Source organism: Mycobacterium sp., from assembly GCF_035499775.1.
In the GTDB taxonomy this organism is placed as follows: Bacteria; Actinomycetota; Actinomycetes; order Mycobacteriales; family Mycobacteriaceae; genus Mycobacterium.
Window position 1 is genome coordinate 14,937 of the sequence record NZ_DATJYB010000096.1, and the last position, 17,843, is coordinate 32,779.

The 17,843-nt window shown below is 65.9% G+C and carries 22 protein-coding genes; 19 read left to right on the top strand and 3 right to left on the bottom strand.

Annotated features, from left to right (window positions below):
* Window positions 1-83 precede the first annotated feature (83 nt).
* From VML93_RS06600 to VML93_RS06610, 3 genes are all read left to right on the top strand, one after another.
* Entirely contained in the window at window positions 84-728 is a 645-nt protein-coding gene (locus tag VML93_RS06600) for a TetR/AcrR family transcriptional regulator (RefSeq protein ID WP_325608892.1), read from the top strand.
* Window positions 725-1,975 (top strand): amidohydrolase family protein, encoded by a 1,251-nt coding sequence (locus tag VML93_RS06605; RefSeq protein WP_325608894.1) that lies wholly within the window; start codon window positions 725-727, stop codon window positions 1,973-1,975. Before VML93_RS06600 ends, VML93_RS06605 begins: the two co-directional genes overlap by 4 nt.
* A gap of 97 nt (window positions 1,976-2,072) precedes the next feature.
* The gene (locus tag VML93_RS06610) at window positions 2,073-3,152 is read left to right on the top strand and encodes a Glu/Leu/Phe/Val dehydrogenase dimerization domain-containing protein (RefSeq protein WP_325608896.1); all 1,080 of its coding nucleotides are present in this window, start codon (window positions 2,073-2,075) and stop codon (window positions 3,150-3,152) included.
* 4 nt (window positions 3,153-3,156) lie between these two features.
* Here the strand turns inward: VML93_RS06610 and VML93_RS06615 are convergent, their stop codons facing one another.
* Window positions 3,157-3,627 carry an Lrp/AsnC family transcriptional regulator gene (locus VML93_RS06615; RefSeq protein ID WP_325608898.1) on the bottom strand — a complete coding sequence of 157 codons (471 nt, stop codon included), beginning with the start codon at window positions 3,625-3,627 and terminating at the stop codon, window positions 3,157-3,159.
* A 138-nt stretch (window positions 3,628-3,765) separates the two neighbouring features.
* Between VML93_RS06615 and pdhA the strand changes: the two genes are divergently transcribed.
* The 4 genes from pdhA (at window position 3,766) to VML93_RS06635 (ending at window position 7,861) form a co-directional block, all read left to right on the top strand.
* Window positions 3,766-4,893, top strand: a complete 1,128-nt coding sequence (gene pdhA / locus VML93_RS06620) for a pyruvate dehydrogenase (acetyl-transferring) E1 component subunit alpha (RefSeq protein ID WP_414686293.1) — start codon at window positions 3,766-3,768, stop codon at window positions 4,891-4,893.
* Window positions 4,890-5,891, top strand: a complete 1,002-nt coding sequence (locus VML93_RS06625; RefSeq protein ID WP_325608902.1) for an alpha-ketoacid dehydrogenase subunit beta — start codon at window positions 4,890-4,892, stop codon at window positions 5,889-5,891. The genes pdhA and VML93_RS06625 overlap by 4 nt, the downstream gene beginning before the upstream one ends.
* A complete protein-coding gene (locus VML93_RS06630; protein ID WP_325608904.1) occupies window positions 5,888-7,090 on the top strand; it encodes a dihydrolipoamide acetyltransferase family protein in 1,203 nt (400 codons plus the stop codon). Before VML93_RS06625 ends, VML93_RS06630 begins: the two co-directional genes overlap by 4 nt.
* A 162-nt stretch (window positions 7,091-7,252) precedes the next feature.
* A complete protein-coding gene (locus VML93_RS06635) occupies window positions 7,253-7,861 on the top strand; it encodes a helix-turn-helix domain-containing protein (RefSeq protein WP_325608906.1) in 609 nt (202 codons plus the stop codon).
* On the opposite strand, the gene VML93_RS06640 is transcribed toward VML93_RS06635, so the two are convergent.
* Window positions 7,827-9,062 (bottom strand): cytochrome P450, encoded by a 1,236-nt coding sequence (locus VML93_RS06640; RefSeq protein WP_325608937.1) that lies wholly within the window; start codon window positions 9,060-9,062, stop codon window positions 7,827-7,829. The genes VML93_RS06635 and VML93_RS06640 overlap by 35 nt on opposite strands.
* A 113-nt stretch (window positions 9,063-9,175) precedes the next feature.
* Window positions 9,176-9,520: a hypothetical protein gene (locus tag VML93_RS06645; protein WP_325608910.1), complete on the bottom strand. Its 345-nt coding sequence runs from the start codon at window positions 9,518-9,520 to the stop codon at window positions 9,176-9,178.
* A gap of 444 nt (window positions 9,521-9,964) precedes the next feature.
* On the opposite strand from VML93_RS06645, the gene rpsJ reads away from it, so the two are divergent.
* The 12 genes from rpsJ to VML93_RS06705 form a co-directional block, all read left to right on the top strand.
* A complete protein-coding gene (rpsJ, locus tag VML93_RS06650) occupies window positions 9,965-10,270 on the top strand; it encodes a 30S ribosomal protein S10 (RefSeq protein WP_003873519.1) in 306 nt (101 codons plus the stop codon).
* A 15-nt stretch (window positions 10,271-10,285) separates the two neighbouring features.
* On the top strand, window positions 10,286-10,939 hold the full coding sequence (gene rplC, locus VML93_RS06655) for a 50S ribosomal protein L3 (protein ID WP_325608912.1): 654 nt from the start codon (window positions 10,286-10,288) through the stop codon (window positions 10,937-10,939).
* On the top strand, window positions 10,939-11,613 hold the full coding sequence (gene rplD / locus VML93_RS06660) for a 50S ribosomal protein L4 (RefSeq protein ID WP_325608914.1): 675 nt from the start codon (window positions 10,939-10,941) through the stop codon (window positions 11,611-11,613). Before rplC ends, rplD begins: the two co-directional genes overlap by 1 nt.
* Window positions 11,613-11,915, top strand: coding sequence for a 50S ribosomal protein L23 (gene rplW, locus VML93_RS06665; RefSeq protein WP_325608916.1), 303 nt, complete (start codon window positions 11,613-11,615; stop codon window positions 11,913-11,915). The genes rplD and rplW overlap by 1 nt, the downstream gene beginning before the upstream one ends.
* A gap of 27 nt (window positions 11,916-11,942) precedes the next feature.
* Window positions 11,943-12,785, top strand: coding sequence for a 50S ribosomal protein L2 (gene rplB, locus VML93_RS06670; protein ID WP_325608918.1), 843 nt, complete (start codon window positions 11,943-11,945; stop codon window positions 12,783-12,785).
* A gap of 32 nt (window positions 12,786-12,817) precedes the next feature.
* Window positions 12,818-13,099, top strand: coding sequence for a 30S ribosomal protein S19 (gene rpsS, locus VML93_RS06675; protein ID WP_135126454.1), 282 nt, complete (start codon window positions 12,818-12,820; stop codon window positions 13,097-13,099).
* Window positions 13,096-13,686 (top strand): 50S ribosomal protein L22, encoded by a 591-nt coding sequence (gene rplV, locus VML93_RS38835; RefSeq protein WP_325608923.1) that lies wholly within the window; start codon window positions 13,096-13,098, stop codon window positions 13,684-13,686. The genes rpsS and rplV overlap by 4 nt, the downstream gene beginning before the upstream one ends.
* Window positions 13,686-14,525, top strand: coding sequence for a 30S ribosomal protein S3 (gene rpsC, locus VML93_RS06685; RefSeq protein WP_325608925.1), 840 nt, complete (start codon window positions 13,686-13,688; stop codon window positions 14,523-14,525). Before rplV ends, rpsC begins: the two co-directional genes overlap by 1 nt.
* A gap of 3 nt (window positions 14,526-14,528) precedes the next feature.
* Entirely contained in the window at window positions 14,529-14,945 is a 417-nt protein-coding gene (gene rplP / locus VML93_RS06690) for a 50S ribosomal protein L16 (protein ID WP_325608927.1), read from the top strand.
* Window positions 14,945-15,178, top strand: coding sequence for a 50S ribosomal protein L29 (rpmC, locus tag VML93_RS06695; RefSeq protein ID WP_325608929.1), 234 nt, complete (start codon window positions 14,945-14,947; stop codon window positions 15,176-15,178). Before rplP ends, rpmC begins: the two co-directional genes overlap by 1 nt.
* Before the next feature lie 9 nt (window positions 15,179-15,187).
* Window positions 15,188-15,541 carry a 30S ribosomal protein S17 gene (gene rpsQ, locus VML93_RS06700; RefSeq protein ID WP_325608931.1) on the top strand — a complete coding sequence of 118 codons (354 nt, stop codon included), beginning with the start codon at window positions 15,188-15,190 and terminating at the stop codon, window positions 15,539-15,541.
* 165 nt (window positions 15,542-15,706) lie between these two features.
* Window positions 15,707-17,843: arylsulfatase (locus VML93_RS06705; RefSeq protein ID WP_325608933.1), on the top strand; the 2,137-nt coding region annotated here is incomplete at its 3' end.

Below are 17,843 nucleotides of genomic sequence, written 5' to 3' on the forward strand. Positions count from 1 at the left end.
AACGAAACTACATCTGTGACATAATGTCAACTTATATGTTTCACTTCTAGTCACAACGGCCGGTTGCAGAAAGGTTCACCGAGTTGACCACCAGACAGAGCGAGCTGCAGGCGCGCCGCCGCGCGCATCGACGCGATGCCCGCCGGCGGTTGCTGGACGCCGCCCACGGCTTGCTCGAGGAGAAGCCTTGGGCCGAGATCTCGCTCGACGACATCACGTCGACCGCACAGGTCGCCCGCACCGCGTTCTATCGCCATTTCGAGGACCGTCAGCATCTGTTGATGGCGATGCTGGACGACGTCGGTCTGGAGTTGGACCACGTCGCCGACGACTGGATGGCCGATGCCGATGATCCGGTCGCCGAGCTGCGTCGCAGCCTCGACGGATTGACATCGGTTTTCGTCGAACACGGCCGGCTGATTCAGGCGATCTCCGACACGGCGCGACGCGATCCCGAAATCGGGGCACTGTACCTGGCGCTCGCCGACCGGCTTGCGGCGAACACCGCGCGCCGCATCGAAGCCGACATCGCCGCCGGGCGCTGCCGGCTCGCCGAGCCTGGTGAGGTGGCCCGAGCGTTGACGTGGATGAACGAGCGGTATCTGCTGGCGTGCTTCGGGCAGCGCCCGTTCAGCGACAGGGTGCCCCACCAAAAGGAAGCCGCCGCCGCCCTGACAACGGTGTGGATCAACACGCTGTACGGTGCGCCGCCGGCAACCGAGCAGTGAACCGCCGCCTGCTGGTCCGCGGCGGGCACGTCTTCGATCCCGTCTCCGGCACCGCCGCGGCGGCCGACGTGGTGATCGAAGGCGAGAACATCGTCGGCGTCGGCCCCGGTCTCGACGCCGACGCCGAGCTGGACGCCGCCGGCCAGCTGGTGCTGCCGGGTCTGATCGACTGTCACGTCCACCTGACACTCGATGGCGTCGATACCATGCGGCTGATCCAAAACCCCTTCTCGCTCCGCTTTTTTCAGGCCGTGCGCAATCTGCGGCTGACTTTGCACGCGGGCGTGACCACGGTTCGCGACGCGGCAGGCGCCGACCTCGGCGTCAAACAGGCGGTCGCGTCCGGGCTCGTCGAAGGCCCCGACCTGCAGATCGCGATCGGCATGCTCAGCCAGACCGGTGGGCACGGCGACGAGTGGCTGCCCTCCGGCGCGTGCGTCCACGCGTTGTGGCCGCCCTACCCGGGCTGCCCCTCGACCGTTGTCGACGGTGTCGATGAGATGCGCCGCAAGGTCCGTGAACTGATCCGCGCCGGGGCCGACGTGATCAAGGTCGCCACCACCGGTGGCGTGATCAGCCCGCGCAGCGACCCGCGTCGCGCGCACCTGGCCGACGACGAACTCGCCGTGATGATGGCCGAAGCGCGCGCGGCGCACGTTCATGTCATGGCGCACGCGCAGGGCACCGAGGGCATCAAGAACGCGATCCGCGCCGGCGTCCGCTCGATCGAGCACGGCGTTTACCTCGACGACGAAGCCGCCGCGATGATGGTGGCGAGCAAAACATGGTTGGTGCCAACGCTTTCCGCTCCGCACGCCATTTTGCGGCAGGCCAGGACGTCGGCCGGCGTCGCCGAGGCCACCCGCGCCAAGGCCGACGAGGTGCTGGAGGCGCACGCCGCGTCGTTGCGGCTCGCGTACGACGCGGGCGTGCGCATCGCCATGGGAACCGATGCCGGCATCGCGCCGCACGGCGAGAACCTGCGCGAACTCGAGTTGATGCGCGAGCAGGGTGTGTCGGCGGTCGACGCGTTGCGAGCGGCGACGACGTCGGCCGCCGAACTGCTCGGACTCGGTTCCGACATCGGCGAGGTGGCGCCGGGCAAGCGCGCCGATCTGGTGCTGGTGGCCGGCACCGAGATCGCCGTGAACAACCTGCCCGAACGGGTGCGGGCCGTGATTCATCGCGGCCGGGTGCACCGCGCGGGCAATGTGTCGTCCGGTTGCGATGCGGATGGTCTGTGGTGAACAGAGTTCTGACTCTTACCCCTGTCAGCAGACAATCTGTAGCCGAATTGGCGCTAGATATTCGAAGGCCGGCTTCGCTTCTCTAGTTTCTTGACACATGAGCATGGACGACGCGTTGCGCTGGAACGGCGAGCTGACACTGATCCGGCACGACCCACAGACCGGCGCATCGTTTGTCATCCGGGTGGATTCGATCCGGCTCGGGCAGGCGGCCGGTGGCACCCGCGCGGCCCAGTACGCCTGTCTGAGCGACGCGCTCGACGAGGCCGGCAGGCTCGCCGGCGCCATGACGCTGAAGATGGCCGTCGGCAATCTGCCGATGGGCGGCGGCAAGTCGGTGATTGCCTTGCCGGCGCCGCGCCCGATGCTCGACGAGGCAACGTGGCGCCGGATCCTCCGGTTGCACGCCGAGAACATCAACAAGCTCAATGGGACCTACTGGACCGGCCCGGATGTCAACACCAATTCCTCGGATATGGACATCCTCGGCGACACAACGGAATTCGTGTTCGGTCGTTCGGTCGCGCGGGGCGGCGCGGGTTCGAGTGCAGTCAACACCGCGGTCGGGGTGTTCGAGGCGATTAAGACCACCGCGCAATATTGCGGTCTCGGGCGCGGACGTGGCGAGCTGGGCGGACTCCGCGTGCTGATCCAGGGACTGGGCGCCGTGGGCGGTCACCTCGCGACGCTGGCCGCCGAGGCCGGTGCCGCTCTGCTGATCTGCGACGTCGTACCCGAGCGGCAGGCATGGGCACGCCAATGTGGTTGGACCGTAATCCATCCCGACGACGTGGTGACCACACCCTGCGACATCTTCGCCCCGTGTGCCCTTGGCGGAGTCATCGACCGGGCGATCGCCGGCCGACTATCGGCCGCGGCGGTGGTGGGTGCGGCCAACAACATTCTCGTCGACGACACCGCCGGCGTTATCCTGCGCGACCGCGGCATCGTGTACGCGCCCGATTTCGTCGGCAACGCCGGGGGAGCGTTTCACCTGGTCGGCCGCGAAGTGCTCGGGTGGGACGCCGCGACCGTCGAGCACTACACCAAGGGCATCGGCAATACGCTGGCGCAGGTCTATTCGATCAGCGACTCGCGCAGCATCAGCACCGACGCCGCCGCGCGCATCCTGGCCCGGTCCCGGGCCGACGCGCTGCGCACGGCCGTCCCCGCCTGAGCGATCACCACCCGAACTCGGTGGCGTTGTACTCCTCGAACACCAGCCAGGTCCGGCTGGCCCGAATCCCGGCCAGGCTGTGGATGCGTTCGAGCACCACGTCGCGAAGAGTCGCGTTATCCGGGGTGCGGACCACGACGATCACGTCGAAGTCGCCGCCGACGAGTGCGAACCGCTCGACGTAGCGCAGGGACCTGAGCTTCTCCGAGAGTCCGCGCCAGGAATCCTGCTGGATCGACAGCGCGATCAGCGCCGAGGTCGCAAAACCCGCTCTTTCCAAGTTGATTCGGGCCGTGAAACCTTCGATGACCCCCGATCGCTGGAGCTGCTCGATCCGCGAGTACACGTGGGTCCGGGAAACGTGGGCGCGCTTGGCCAGCTCAAGCATGGATATCCGGCCGTCCTTGGTGAGCTCGCGAATCAGCCGCCGGTCGATCTCGTCGAGCTGAACGCGCGCCGCCGCGTCCTCGGCCATGTGTTCACCGCCTCGCCGATATCGGGAGTGTCTTTGGACAGTATGTATATGATGAGCTACGCAGGAAATCAAAATATCCTTCGATATGACCGTTCACTGTCATGTTGTATCACCGTACGCCACGATTAGTGGACAAGCATCTATCGGGAGGTGGCCGTGACTCCGATCGAGGCGGGCTACCGCAAGTTTCTGCCGGCCGAGACGGCCGTGCAGTACCTCGACCCGGTGGGGCATCCGACTGCCAGCACCGCTCGCTACTGCCGCCCGGATGATGCGCGGCTCACCGAGATGTATCGGAAGATGGTGCTGGGTCGCCGTTTTGACCGCCAGGCCACCGCACTGACCAAGCAGGGACGGCTGGCGGTCTATCCCTCCTCGCGGGGGCAGGAGGCCTGCCAGATCGCTGTCGCGATGTCGCTGCACGCCGAGGACTGGTTGTTCCCGACTTACCGCGACTCGATGGCGCTGGTCGCTCGTGGCATCGACCCCGTCGAGGTTCTGGCGATGCTGGCCGGTGACTGGCATTGCTGCTACCAGCCGGTGGCGCACCGCACCGCGCCGCAATGCACGCCGCTGGCCACCCAGCTCGTGCATGCCGTCGGGCTGGCGTACGGGCAGGCGCGCAAGGGCGCCGGCGTTGCGGTGCTGGCGCTCTGCGGTGACGGCGCGACCAGTGAGGGGGATTTTCACGAGGCCCTCAACTTCGCCGCGGTCTTGCGCGCCCCGGTGATCTTCCTGGTGCAGAACAACGGCTTTGCCATCAGTGTCCCGTTCGCGCGGCAATCGGTCGCTCCTTCCCTGGCACACAAGGGAGTTGGGTATGGAATCGGCAGCGAGCAGGTCGACGGCAACGACCCGCTGGCGATGCTCGCGGTCATGGACGAAGCGCGCAGCTATGTGCTGGCCGGCAACGGCCCGGTGATCGTCGAAGCCCTCACCTACCGGCTGGAGGGGCACACCAATGCCGACGACCCCACCCGCTACCGGACCAGCAACGAAGTCACCCAGTGGGGTGCCCGCGACCCGATCGCACGGCTCGAAAACTATCTGCGCGCAGCGGGTCTCATCGACGAAACCGGCGTCGACGCAATCGCCGCTGAAGCCGAAGATCTCGCCGCCGCGGTGCGCGACGGCATGAACGCCAAGCGACCGATCGACCCCGACGACCTGTTCCGCTACGTGTTCGCCGAGCCGACTCCCCAGTTGCGGGCCCAACAAGCGCAGGCACACGCGGAGCTTGACGCTGACGACGGTTGGCAACCGTGACCACCCTGACCATGGCCGGCGCCCTGAATGCCGCACTGCGCGACGCGCTCGCCGATGACGAATCGGTGGTGGTGTTCGGCGAGGACGTCGGCGCGCTCGGCGGGGTTTTCCGGGTCACCGACGGCCTGGCCGAAACCTTCGGCCGGGAACGCTGTTTCGACACGCCGCTGGCCGAATCGGGAATCGTCGGCTTTGCCGTCGGCATGGCCATGGCGGGCTTTCGTCCGGTGGTGGAGATGCAGTTCGACGCCTTCGCCTACCCCGCATTCGAGCAAATCGCCTCGCACGTCGCCAAGCTCCGCAATCGCACGCGAGGTGCGCTTTCGGCGCCGATCGTGATCCGGATACCCTTCGCGGGCGGCATCGGTGGCGTCGAGCATCACAGCGATTCGAGTGAGGCCTACTACGCCCACACCCCGGGACTGAAAGTCGTTGCACCGGCTTCGGTGCCGGACGCGTACAGCCTGCTGCGGGATGCCATCGACGACCCTGATCCGGTAGTTTTCCTGGAAACCAAACGCCTGTACTTCTCCCGCGCGGACGTTGAACTTCGCCGCGGCGCCCCGATCGGGCAGGCCCGGGTCGTCCGGTCGGGCAGCGACGCGACCCTGATCGCCTACGGGCCGTCGGTGGATCCGGCGCTGGAGGCGGCCGCGGCAGCTGCCGACGAGAACCGCAGTATCGAGGTGATCGACTTACGGTCGATCGTTCCGTTCGACGACGACACCGTGGCGGCGTCGGTGCGCAAGACCGGCCGCTGCGTCGTGGTGCAGGAGGCGCAGGGATTTGCCGGTGTGGGTGCCGAGATCGCCGCCCGCGTCCAGGAACGCTGCTTCCATAGCCTGGCGGCACCCGTGCTTCGGGTCAGCGGCTACGACATTCCGTACCCGGCTCCCCGGCTGGAGCGGATGTATCTGCCCAACTGTGACCGCATCCTGGACGCCATAGCACGCCTGCAATGGGACGACCGACCCGACGGCTGGTTGGTGGGTGCATGAGCGAGCAAACTTTCGTCCTGCCCGATCTCGGTGAGGGCCTGGTCGAGGCCGAGATCGCCTGCTGGAAGGTGAAAGTCGGCGACGCCGTAGCGGTCGACCAGGTGATCGTCGAGGTCGAAACGGCGAAGGCCGCGGTTGAGCTACCAGTCCCGTTCGCGGGGACAGTGGTTGCGCTGCACGGGGATGTCGGGTCGACGCTGGCCGTCGGCGCCCCGCTGATCACCGTCGCACAGTCGCCGCAATCCAGCGGCTCCGGACAGGTGCTGATCGGCTACGGAACGACCGAACCGCGCCGTCGTCGCCGGCGCGTATCGGTGCCGAACCCGGCCGTGAGCATCCCGGCCGCGGCTGCAGCGCCCAAGGTGATCTCGCCGGTTGTTCGAAAGATAGCGCACGACAACGGGTTTGACCTCGCCCAACTGTCGGCCACCGGTGCCGGCGGCATCATCACCCGCGCTGATGTCGAGCGAGAACTGGCCACCCGGGTACCCACGGCGGCACCATCGGGCAGCGAGCAACGTATTCCGATCACGGGTTTGCGCAAGGCCATCGCCGCGAAGCTGTCCACGAGTCGTCGGGAAATTCCGGACGTCACCATCTGGATCGACGTCGACGCCACGGCACTGCTCGACGCCAAGAGGCGCATCGTCGCGGTGGCCAAGCGCGAGGTGAGCTTGCTGGCACTGCTGGCTCGCTTCGCGATTGCCGGATTACGCGAATTCCCAGAGCTGAATTCGTCGGTCGACAGTACCCGCTCGGAGATCGTGCGTTATCCGCATGTCAATCTCGGAATCGCCGTCAGCACGCCGCGGGGTCTGCTGGTCCCGGTCATCAAGGATGCCGACAGGCTGGACACGGTCTCGCTGTCCGACGTTGTCGCCGAGACGATTCGGGGTGCACGTAACGGCAAGCTCCCGTCTTCGCGGCTGTCGGGGGGCACGTTCACGCTGAACAACTACGGTGTCTTCGGCGTCGACGGCGCCACACCGATCATCAACTACCCCGAGGCGGCCATCCTGGGTATCGGTCGCATCATCGACCGTCCGTGGGTCGTCGACGGGGAAGTTTCGGTGCGCAAAGTGACACAGGTGTGCCTGAGTTTCGACCACCGCGTCTGCGACGGAGGCGCGGCGGGCGGATTTGTCCGGCTGTTCGCCGACCTCATCGAAAACCCGGTGGCAGCGCTCGGGCGGTGGTGATCGCGAGAAACCGCCGTGCCATCCGCCGTCGCCCGCCGCGCCGGGAGCCCTCCGAGATCAAAGGTCTTGGAGATAGACCGGTAGTCTTGTTCTCAAACAGGGAGGTGATTCACAATTACCGGTGGCAGTATCGATCCGCGTCCAGCGCAGTCTCGGGCGCGTTTGCTCGAAGCCGCGGCCGCATTGCTTCGTTCCGGGGGGCCCAGTGCGGTGACCGTGGATGCGGTCACCCGTAGCGCCAACGTGGCAAGGGCCACGTTGTATCGCCATTTCCCGAGCGGGAATGATTTGCTGGCCGCGGCGTTCAACAGCCTCATACCGCCGGCCCCGATGCCACCGGAGCAGGGCTCGCTGCGAGACCGGCTTATCGCACTGGTGTCCGACCAAGCCGAATCCGTGGCGCAGGCGCCGGCCGCCCTGACGGCGATGTCCTGGCTGGCGCTCGGCCGCGACCTGGAAGGGTTGCCCGAGCCTCGTCACACCCGCGCCGCCGACAGCCCGGCCATCACCACCCTGCGCGAGCGCATCGCCCAGCAGTACGCGGCGCCGTTCGACGCCATATTCGATAGTCCGGAGGCGGCGGAGCTGGGCGAGGTCGACCGGTCCCGCGCCATCGCCCTGCTGATCGGGCCGCTGGTGCTGGGCCGCTTGTCCACGCTGCCGGATTTCGACTACCGCGAATGTGCGCGGGCAGCCGTCGACGGCTTCCTGCACGTCCAGCGCGCGCAGGCCCGTACTAGCGCAGCGAGTACCGAATCGGCAGGTGCTTGAGCCCACCGACAAAGGTGGTGGCGATGAGCTCTGGTTCACCGTTGAGCTCAATGGATTTCAGCCGTGGCAGGAGCTCGCTGAAGAAGCTGCTGATCTCCATCCGGGCCAGTGCGGCGCCCAGGCAGAAGTGCACGCCGTAGCCGAATGCCAAGTGCTTGTTGGGGTCTCGACCCACGTCGAAGCGGAACGGTTCGTCGAACACCTCCTCGTCGCGGTTGGCGGAGACATACGACAGATACACCGATTCGCCTTTGGCGATGGGCACCCCGCGGACGATGGTGTCCTCGGTGGCGGTGCGCATGAATTCCTTGACCGGTGTCTCCCAGCGGATCATTTCCTCGGTGGCCAGCGGCAGCAGATCCATGTTGTCGGTCAACCGCGTTAGTTGGTCGGGGTTTTCGATCAGCGCGCGCAGGCCGCCGGCGATGGTCGCGCTGGTGGTGTCGTGGCCCGCGGTGGCGATGATCACGTAATACGACGCGGTGTCGATGTCGGACAGCGGCTGACCGTCCACCCGCGCGTTGGCGATCGCCGACGCCAGATCCTCCGTCGGGTTCGCTCGTCGCGCCGCGGTGAGTTCGTTGAAGTAGTTGAAGAAATCGAGCAGCACGTTGAGCTGTTCCTCCGGGGTGCTGCCGCGGCGGAACTCGCTGTCGTCGCCGCCGAAGAGTTCCTGGGTGAGGTTGAGCATGCGTGGGAAGTCCGATTCCGGCAGGCCCAGCAGCGACAGGATGACGTACAGCGGGTAGTGCTTGGCGATTTCGGTGACGAAGTCGCATTCGGAGCCGGCCTCGAGCATCTTGTCGACGTGGATCTTGGCGAGTTCGTCGATCCTGACCTTCAAGGCGCGCATCGCCTTGGGTCGAAACCAGTCCGCGCCGATGGCCCGGACCACCCGGTGCTGCGGATCGTCCATGTGCACCAGGGTGCGCAACCCCATCCCGGCGTCCATCAGCTGCTTGCCGAGATCGTCGGCCTGCGCGGTGGCCAGCAGCGGACGCGGCGCGCTGATGAACAGGTTGTTGGCCCGCTCGATCTCCATCACGTCGGCGTGCTTCGTGATCGCCCAGAACGGCCGGAAGGGGGGTTTGTCGACCAGCGATACCGGCGCATGGGCCCGCAGGTGGGCCATCGCCGCGTGCAGCCGCGCCTCGTCCGTGTAGGCCTTGGGCTCAGCGAAAATCAAGGCCGCTTCGTCGATGATCGGTGCGCTCACTGGTTCAGTGTCGCGGGTCGCCGAGTGTGACGCCAGAGTCACGTTCGCCGCCCAGTGTGACGGCAGCGTCACGCTCGGCGAGGCGCCACTCACGCGAATTAGGGGCCGGTTCGATCCTTGATCCGCTGCCTGACCGCGTCCTTCCCGTCGGCGAGAGTGGCCAAGCCCAGGCGGGTGGCGCTCCAATACCGGTCGCCGTCGGAGATCAAACGCACATACACCAGTTCGGAATGCTCGAGCAGTTGGATGGCTTCCAACATGGGCTCCTGCACTGGTCTGGCGCGCAGGATGATGCCGCGCCGCTCGGGGTAGCCACGGAACATCCAATCGCTTAACTCGGATGCGCAGATATAGGGAACGCGCTTTGGCACCTGCGGGTCGAATGCCGTCATGACTTCCACTGCGAGCTCGGCTGCCGACGCGTTGTTGATCCAGTCGATCATGGGTTGTGCGGCGTCAGGTTCTCCTGGAGGCCTAAAAGCCCTGCTAGGGACGGTGCCGGCGGCCGCCGCGAAGCCTCCGGGACGTGACCGGGACGTGACTGGGCCGCAGACGACCCGAGATTTGGCCGAAGCGGTGATCTGAGGCATACTGTTCAGGTTGCCCTGCGCCAGGTTTGCGCCTGGTTGGGCATACGACCAGCGCCCACAACGGGCGCGTCCGGTCCCAACCTTGAGCGCGAGTTATTTTGGCCGCGAACGAGGCTGCGTGCGGGTGAGATGCCCGAGCGTGGGGCCGGTGGACCACGACAGGTAAACAGCGGCGCAGTAACCGGCGCGACGCTGGACCGGCCCGGGACAGGCCCGGGCCGATCGGCGCGCTGGCAGGCGTACGGCCAGGAAAGGCCCGGACAACGGGCCTCGAGTTGGAGCGAGGGTAGGAGAAGCGTGGCGGGACAGAAGATCCGCATCAGGCTGAAGGCCTACGACCATGAGGCTATTGACGCATCGGCGCGCAAGATCGTCGAGACCGTCGTCCGTACTGGTGCGAGCGTCGTTGGGCCGGTGCCGCTGCCGACCGAGAAGAACGTGTATTGCGTTATCCGTTCTCCGCATAAGTACAAGGACTCGCGAGAGCACTTCGAAATGCGGACGCACAAGCGGCTGATTGACATCCTCGATCCCACGCCGAAGACCGTTGATGCGCTGATGCGTATCGATCTTCCGGCCAGTGTTGACGTCAACATCCAGTAGGAGATCGGCGAACTCATGGCAAGAAGAAAAGGCATTCTGGGAACCAAGCTGGGCATGACGCAGGTGTTCGACGAGAACAACAGGGTCGTCCCGGTGACCGTGGTCAAGGCGGGGCCCAACGTCGTGACGCGCATCCGCACCCCGGAGCGCGACGGCTACAGCGGCGTTCAGTTGGCTTACGGCGAGATCAGCCCACGCAAGGTGAACAAGCCGGTGACCGGTCAGTACAGCGCCGCGGGCGTCAACCCGCGCCGGTACCTGGCCGAACTGCGCCTGGACAACTCCGATGCAGCCGAATACGAGGTCGGCCAGGAGCTGACGGCCGAGATCTTCGCCGACGGCACTTACGTCGACGTGACCGGCACCTCGAAGGGCAAGGGCTACGCCGGCACCATGAAGCGGCACGGCTTCCGCGGGCAGGGCGCCAGCCACGGCGCCCAGGCCGTGCATCGCCGCCCCGGTTCCATCGGCGGCTGCGCCACTCCCGCGCGCGTCTTCAAAGGCACGCGGATGTCCGGCCGCATGGGTAATGACCGGGTGACCGTCCAGAACCTGTTGGTGCACAAGGTCGATTCCGAGAACGGCGTGCTGTTGATCAAGGGCGCGGTCCCCGGCCGCACCGGTGGACTCGTCATGGTCCGCACCGCGATCAAGCGAGGTGACAACTGATGGCGGGTAAAGCCTTAAAAATCGACGTGAAGACCCCGGACGGCAAGGTCGACGGCTCCATCGAGCTGCCGGCCGAGTTGTTCGACGCCCCAGCGAATATCGCGCTGATGCACCAGGTGGTCGTCGCCCAGCGGGCGGCGGCGCGGCAGGGTACCCACTCGACCAAGACGCGCGGTGAGGTCAGCGGCGGTGGGCGCAAGCCCTACCGGCAGAAGGGAACCGGTCGCGCCCGGCAGGGTTCGACACGGGCACCGCAGTTCACCGGCGGTGGCACCGTGCACGGTCCCAAGCCGCGTGACTATAGCCAGCGCACCCCGAAGAAGATGATCGCCGCGGCGTTGCGCGGGGCGCTGTCCGACCGGGCACGCAACGGGCGTATCCACGCGGTCACCGAATTTGTCCCCGGCCAAACGCCTTCTACAAAAAGCGCCGCAGCGTTTCTGAGTTCGCTGACCGAGCGCAAGCAGGTGCTGGTGGTCATCGGCCGCAGCGACGAGACCGGCATCAAGAGCGTGCGCAACCTGCCCGGTGTGCACTTCCTGGCGCCCGACCAGCTCAACACCTACGACGTACTGCGCGCCGACGACGTGGTGTTCAGTGTGGAGGCGTTGAACGCCTACATCACTGCTCACACCGCAGGCGGCACCGCTACGCCCGAGGAGGTTTCGGCCTGATGGCGACCATCGTTGACCCGCGGGACATAATCCTGGCCCCGGTCATCTCGGAGAAGTCCTACGGGCTGCTCGACGACAACGTCTACACGTTCGTGGTGCACCCCGACTCCAACAAGACGCAGATCAAGATCGCGGTCGAGAAGATCTTCTCCGTCAAGGTCGCCTCGGTGAACACCGCGAATCGGCAGGGCAAGCGCAAGCGCACCAGAACCGGCTACGGCAAGCGCAAGAGCACCAAGCGTGCCATCGTCAGGCTGGCGCCTGGCAGCAAGCCGATCGACTTGTTCGGAGCACCGGCCTAGCCGGGGAACAGAAAGACCTGATTAGACATGGCAATTCGGAAGTACAAACCGACCACTCCCGGTCGTCGCGGCGCCAGCGTGTCAGACTTCGCCGAGATCACCCGGACGCACCCGGAGAAGTCGTTGGTGCGCCCGCTGCACGGCAAGGGTGGGCGTAATGCGCACGGCCGGATCACCACCCGCCACCAGGGTGGCGGCCACAAGCGCGCCTACCGGGTCGTCGACTTTCGCCGCAACGACAAAGACGGTGTCAACGCGAAGGTCGCGCACATCGAGTACGACCCGAACCGCACCGCCAACATCGCGCTGCTGCACTTTCTCGACGGCGAGAAGCGCTACATCATTGCGCCGCAAGGACTCTCGCAGGGCGATGTAGTGGAGTGCGGCCCCAACGCCGACATCAAGCCGGGCAACAACCTGCCGATGCGGAATATCCCGGCCGGTACGTTGATCCACGCCGTGGAGCTGCGGCCGGGCGGTGGCGCCAAGCTCGCCCGCTCGGCGGGGTCGAGCATCCAGTTGCTCGGTAAGGAGGGCACTTACGCGTCGTTGCGCATGCCCAGCGGTGAGATCCGCCGCGTCGACGTGCGCTGCCGCGCCACGGTCGGCGTGGTCGGCAACGCCGAGCAGGCGAACATCAACTGGGGTAAGGCCGGCCGGATGCGGTGGAAGGGCAAGCGTCCGTCCGTCCGCGGTGTGGTGATGAACCCGGTGGACCACCCGCACGGCGGTGGTGAGGGTAAGACCTCCGGTGGCCGTCACCCGGTCAGCCCGTGGGGCCAGCCCGAGGGCCGCACCCGTCACCCGAACAAGCAGAGCAACAAGCTCATCGTCCGACGCCGACGCACCGGCAAGAAGCACTCGCGCTAGAGAAGTCCAAGGACCAGGAGTAGTAGCCAACCATGCCACGCAGCCTGAAGAAGGGCCCGTTCGTCGACGACCATCTGCTCAAGAAGGTCGACGTGCAGAACGAGAAGAACAGCAAGCAGGTCATCAAGACCTGGTCGCGCCGGTCGACGATCATTCCGGACTTCATCGGCCACACCTTTGCGGTGCACGACGGGCGCAAGCACGTGCCGGTGTTCGTGACCGAGGCGATGGTGGGTCACAAGCTTGGTGAATTCGCGCCGACGCGCACGTTCAAGGGACACATCAAGGACGATCGAAAGAGCAAGCGGCGATGAGTACCACCACTACCGAATATCCGTCCGCGACCGCCAAGGCGCGGTTCGTGCGGGTGTCGCCGAGAAAGGCGCGCCGGGTGATCGACCTGGTGCGTGGCAGGTCGGTCGCCGACGCGCTCGACATCCTGCGCTGGGCGCCGCAGGCGGCCAGTGAGCCGGTGGCCAAGGTGATCGCGAGTGCGGCTGCCAACGCGCAGAACAACAACGGGCTGGACCCGGCGACCCTGGTGGTGGCCACCGTCTACGCCGACGAGGGCCCCACCGCCAAGCGCATCCGTCCGCGGGCCCAGGGGCGTGCGTTCCGGATCCGCAGGCGCACCAGCCACATCACCGTGATCGTGGAGAGCCGGCCGAGCAAGGATCAGCGGTCGTCCAAGTCGGCGCGGGCGCGTCGCGCCGAGGGCAGCAAGGCTGCCGCCAAGGCACCCGCCAAGAAGGCGGCCACGAAAGCACCTGCAAAGAAGGCCGCCACGAAGGCACCCGAAAAGAAGGCACCCGAAAAGAAGGCACCCGAAAAGAAGGCGCCTGAAAAGACAGCACCCGCAAAGGCTTCTGAGGCTTCTGAAGCGAAGGGAGGCTCAGACTAGTGGGCCAGAAGATCAATCCGCACGGCTTCCGGCTGGGCATCACCACCGACTGGAAGTCGCGATGGTATGCCGACAAGCAGTACGCCGAGTACGTGAAGGAAGACGTCGCGATCCGGCGGCTGCTCTCCACCGGCCTGGAGCGCGCCGGGATCGCCGACGTAGAGATCGAGCGCACCCGGGACCGGGTCCGGGTGGACATCCACACGGCTCGTCCGGGCATCGTCATCGGCCGTCGCGGCACCGAGGCCGACCGGATCCGTGCCGACCTGGAGAAGCTGACCAAAAAGCAGGTGCAGCTCAACATCCTCGAGGTCAAGAACCCGGAGTCGCAGGCACAATTGGTGGCCCAGGGGGTCGCCGAGCAGTTGAGCAACCGCGTGGCGTTCCGCCGTGCGATGCGTAAGGCCATCCAGTCGGCGATGCGCCAACCGAACGTCAAGGGCATCCGGGTGCAGTGCTCGGGTCGTCTCGGCGGTGCTGAGATGAGTCGCTCGGAGTTCTACCGCGAGGGGCGGGTGCCGCTGCACACCCTGCGCGCCGACATCGACTACGGCCTGTACGAGGCCAAGACCACCTTCGGCCGCATCGGCGTGAAGGTGTGGATCTACAAGGGCGACATCGTCGGCGGCAAGCGCGAATTGGCCGCGGCCGCGCCGGCGGGTGCCGACCGTCCACGTCGCGAGCGGCCGTCGGGCACGCGTCCGCGGCGCAGTGGCGCGTCGGGTACCACCGCGACCAGCACCGAGGCCGGCCGGGCGGCGGGCGGCGGCGAGGAATCCGCCGCATCCGCCCCGGGAGACGGTGCGCCTGCCCTCGAACCGCAGAGCACGGAGAGCTGAATCATGTTGATTCCCCGCAGGGTTAAACACCGCAAGCAGCACCATCCCCGCCAGCGTGGCATCGCCAGCGGCGGCACGGCGGTGAACTTCGGCGACTACGGCATCCAGGCGCTCGAGCACGCTTATGTCACCAACCGGCAGATCGAGTCCGCGCGTATTGCCATCAACCGGCACATCAAGCGTGGCGGCAAGGTATGGATCAACGTCTTTCCCGACCGCCCGCTGACCAAGAAGCCCGCCGAGACCCGGATGGGTTCGGGTAAGGGCTCGCCGGAGTGGTGGGTGGTCAACGTCAAGCCGGGCCGGGTGCTGTTCGAGCTGAGCTATCCCAACGAGCAGACCGCTCGCGCCGCGCTCACCCGCGCGATCCACAAGTTGCCGATCAAGGCACGCATCGTGACCCGAGAGGAGCAGTTCTGATGGCAGTGGGAATTTCCCCTGGCGAACTGCGTGAGCTCACCGACGAGGAACTCACCGAGCGCGTGCGTGAATCCAAGGAGGAGCTGTTCAACCTGCGCTTCCAGTTGGCGACGGGCCAGCTCACCAACAACCGCCGGCTGCGCGTCGTGCGGCAGGAAATGGCGCGCGTGTACACCGTGCTGCGGGAACGAGAACTGGGTCTGGCGTCAGGTCCCGATGGTGCCGATAGTTAGGAAATCGTGATGGCAGAAGCTAAGAAGGCCACTCCCAAGGCCGCCGCCGCAAAGGAAGCCGCTGCGAGTGATAAGCCCAAGGGCCCCAAGCACACTCCGGCCAACCCGAAGTCGCGTGGCCGCCGCAAGACCCGCATCGGCTATGTGGTGAGCGACAAGATGCAGAAGACCATCGTGGTCGAGCTGGAAGACCGTATGCGTCACCCGCTCTACGGCAAGATCATCCGTACCACCAAGAAGGTCAAGGCCCACGACGAGGACAGCACCGCCGGCATCGGCGACCGGGTCTCGTTGATGGAGACGCGTCCGCTGTCTGCCACCAAGCGGTGGCGGCTGGTCGAGATCCTGGAGAGGGCCAAGTAGCCTTCGGCGAGCAGACACAACAGCACCCGCACACTCGGCGGGTGCTTTTGCGTCTGCTCGGCCTGTGCGGGCTAGCGCGGCAGAAATCCTCATCTAATACCTAACTGGCGCGTGTAATGTCCACGGACGTTCGGGAAGTCCCCTAAGGGAGTGAGGCTGGCAGCAATGACCGAGTTCCAAGGCAAGATCGAGCTGGATATCCGCGACTCGGAACCGGATTGGGGTCCGTACGCAGCCCCGACCGCGCCAGAGAACTCACCGAACGTGCTCTACCTGGTGTGGGATGACACCGGCATCGCGACCTGGGACTGCTTCGGCGGCCTGGTTGAGATGCCCGCCATGACGCGGGTCGCCGAGCGCGGTGTCCGGCTGACGCAGTTTCACACCACCGCGCTGTGCTCACCGACCCGGGCGTCGTTGCTGACCGGTCGCAACGCGACCACCGTCGGCATGGCCACCATCGAAGAATTCACCGACGGTTTCCCCAATTGCAACGGCCGGATTCCGGCCGACACCGCGCTGCTCTCCGAGGTGCTCAACGAACGCGGCTACAACACCTACTGCGTCGGCAAATGGCACCTGACGCCGCTGGAGGAGTGCAGCATGGCGTCGACCAAGCGGCACTGGCCGACCTCCCGAGGCTTCGAACGCTTCTACGGATTCATGGGCGGCGAAACCGACCAGTGGTACCCCGATCTGGTCTACGACAACCACCCGGTGAACCCGCCCGGCACACCCGAGGACGGCTATCACTTGTCGAAGGACATCGCCGACAAGACGATCGAATTCATTCGCGATGCCAAGGTGATCGTCCCTGACAAGCCGTGGTTCAGCTACGTGTGCCCGGGCGCCGGGCATGCCCCGCACCACGTCTTCAAAGAGTGGGCCGACAAATACGCCGGCAAGTTCGACATGGGCTACGAGCGCTACCGCGAGATCGCGCTGGAAAAGCAGAAGTCGATGGGGCTGGTGCCGCCGGACACCGAATTGTCGCCCATCAACCCGTATCTCGACGTGAAGGGGCCACAAGGCGAGCCGTGGCCGCTGCAGGACACGGTGCGGCCGTGGGACTCGCTGAACGACGAAGAGAAGCGACTGTTCAGCCGGATGGCCGAGGTGTTCGCCGGTTTCCTGAGCTACACCGACGCCCAGATCGGCAGGATCTTGGACTACCTCGAGGAATCCGGCCAACTGGACAACACCATCATCGTGGTGATCTCCGACAACGGCGCCAGCGGCGAAGGCGGCCCGAACGGGTCGGTCAACGAAGGCAAGTTCTTCAACGGCTACATCGACACTGTCGAAGAGAGCATGAAGCTCTTCGACCACCTCGGCGGGCCCGAGACCTACAACCACTACCCGATCGGCTGGGCGATGGCCTTCAACACGCCCTACAAGCTGTACAAGCGCTACGCCTCGCACGAAGGCGGCATCGCCGACTCGGCAATCATCTCGTGGCCCAACGGCATTGCGGCGCACGGCGAGGTCCGCGACAACTACGTCAACGTCAGCGACATCACCCCGACCGTCTACGACCTGATGAACGTGACGCCGCCGGAGACCGTCAAAGGCATCCCGCAGAATCCGCTGGATGGCGTGAGTTTCAAAGCCGCCCTTGCGGATCCGGCCGCCGACACCGGCAAGACGACCCAGTTCTACACCATGCTGGGCACCCGCGGGATCTGGCATGACGGCTGGTTCGCCAACACCGTGCACGCGGCCACACCGGCGGGCTGGTCGCACTTCGACCAGGACCGCTGGGAGGTCTACCACATCGCCAAGGACCGCAGCCAGTGTCACGACCTGGCCGGCGAACAGCCCGAGAAGCTCGAAGAGCTTAAGGCACTGTGGTTTTCCGAGGCCGCCAAGTACAACGGTCTGCCGCTGGCTGACCTGAACCTGATGGAGACGCTGACCAGATTCCGGCCCTACCTGGTCGGCGAACGAAACAGCTATGTCTACTATCCCGATTGCGCGGACGTCGGGATCGGCGCGGCCGCCGAGATTCGCGGCCGCTCGTTCGCCGTGCTGGCCGACGTGACAGTGGACACCACTGGCGCTGAAGGTGTGCTGTTCAAGCAGGGTGGCGCGCACGGCGGGCACGTGCTGTTCATCCAGGACGGCCGCTTGCACTACGTCTACAACTTCCTCGGCGAGCGCCAGCAGCTGGTCTCTTCGGCGGGCCCCATCCCGTTGGGCAGACACTTGCTGGGCGTCCGCTACGAGCGCAAGGGCACCGTGGCCAACAGCCACACGCCGCTGGGTGATCTCACTCTGTACTTCGATCACAACCCGGTCGGCA

Bases quoted from the DNA above. Each gene is read 5' to 3' on its own strand.
- VML93_RS06610 (WP_325608896.1), top strand. From the start codon at position 2,073: ATGAGCATGGACGACGCGTTGCGCTGGAACGGCGAGCTGACACTGATC.
- VML93_RS06615 (WP_325608898.1), bottom strand. From the start codon at position 3,627: ATGGCCGAGGACGCGGCGGCGCGCGTTCAGCTCGACGAGATCGACCGG.
- VML93_RS06630 (WP_325608904.1), top strand. From the start codon at position 5,888: ATGAGCGAGCAAACTTTCGTCCTGCCCGATCTCGGTGAGGGCCTGGTC.
- VML93_RS06645 (WP_325608910.1), bottom strand. From the start codon at position 9,520: ATGATCGACTGGATCAACAACGCGTCGGCAGCCGAGCTCGCAGTGGAA.
- rplC (WP_325608912.1), top strand. From the start codon at position 10,286: ATGGCAAGAAGAAAAGGCATTCTGGGAACCAAGCTGGGCATGACGCAG.
- rplD (WP_325608914.1), top strand. From the start codon at position 10,939: ATGGCGGGTAAAGCCTTAAAAATCGACGTGAAGACCCCGGACGGCAAG.
- rplW (WP_325608916.1), top strand. From the start codon at position 11,613: ATGGCGACCATCGTTGACCCGCGGGACATAATCCTGGCCCCGGTCATC.
- rplB (WP_325608918.1), top strand. From the start codon at position 11,943: ATGGCAATTCGGAAGTACAAACCGACCACTCCCGGTCGTCGCGGCGCC.
- rpsS (WP_135126454.1), top strand. From the start codon at position 12,818: ATGCCACGCAGCCTGAAGAAGGGCCCGTTCGTCGACGACCATCTGCTC.
- rplV (WP_325608923.1), top strand. From the start codon at position 13,096: ATGAGTACCACCACTACCGAATATCCGTCCGCGACCGCCAAGGCGCGG.
- rplP (WP_325608927.1), top strand. From the start codon at position 14,529: ATGTTGATTCCCCGCAGGGTTAAACACCGCAAGCAGCACCATCCCCGC.
- rpmC (WP_325608929.1), top strand. From the start codon at position 14,945: ATGGCAGTGGGAATTTCCCCTGGCGAACTGCGTGAGCTCACCGACGAG.
- rpsQ (WP_325608931.1), top strand. From the start codon at position 15,188: ATGGCAGAAGCTAAGAAGGCCACTCCCAAGGCCGCCGCCGCAAAGGAA.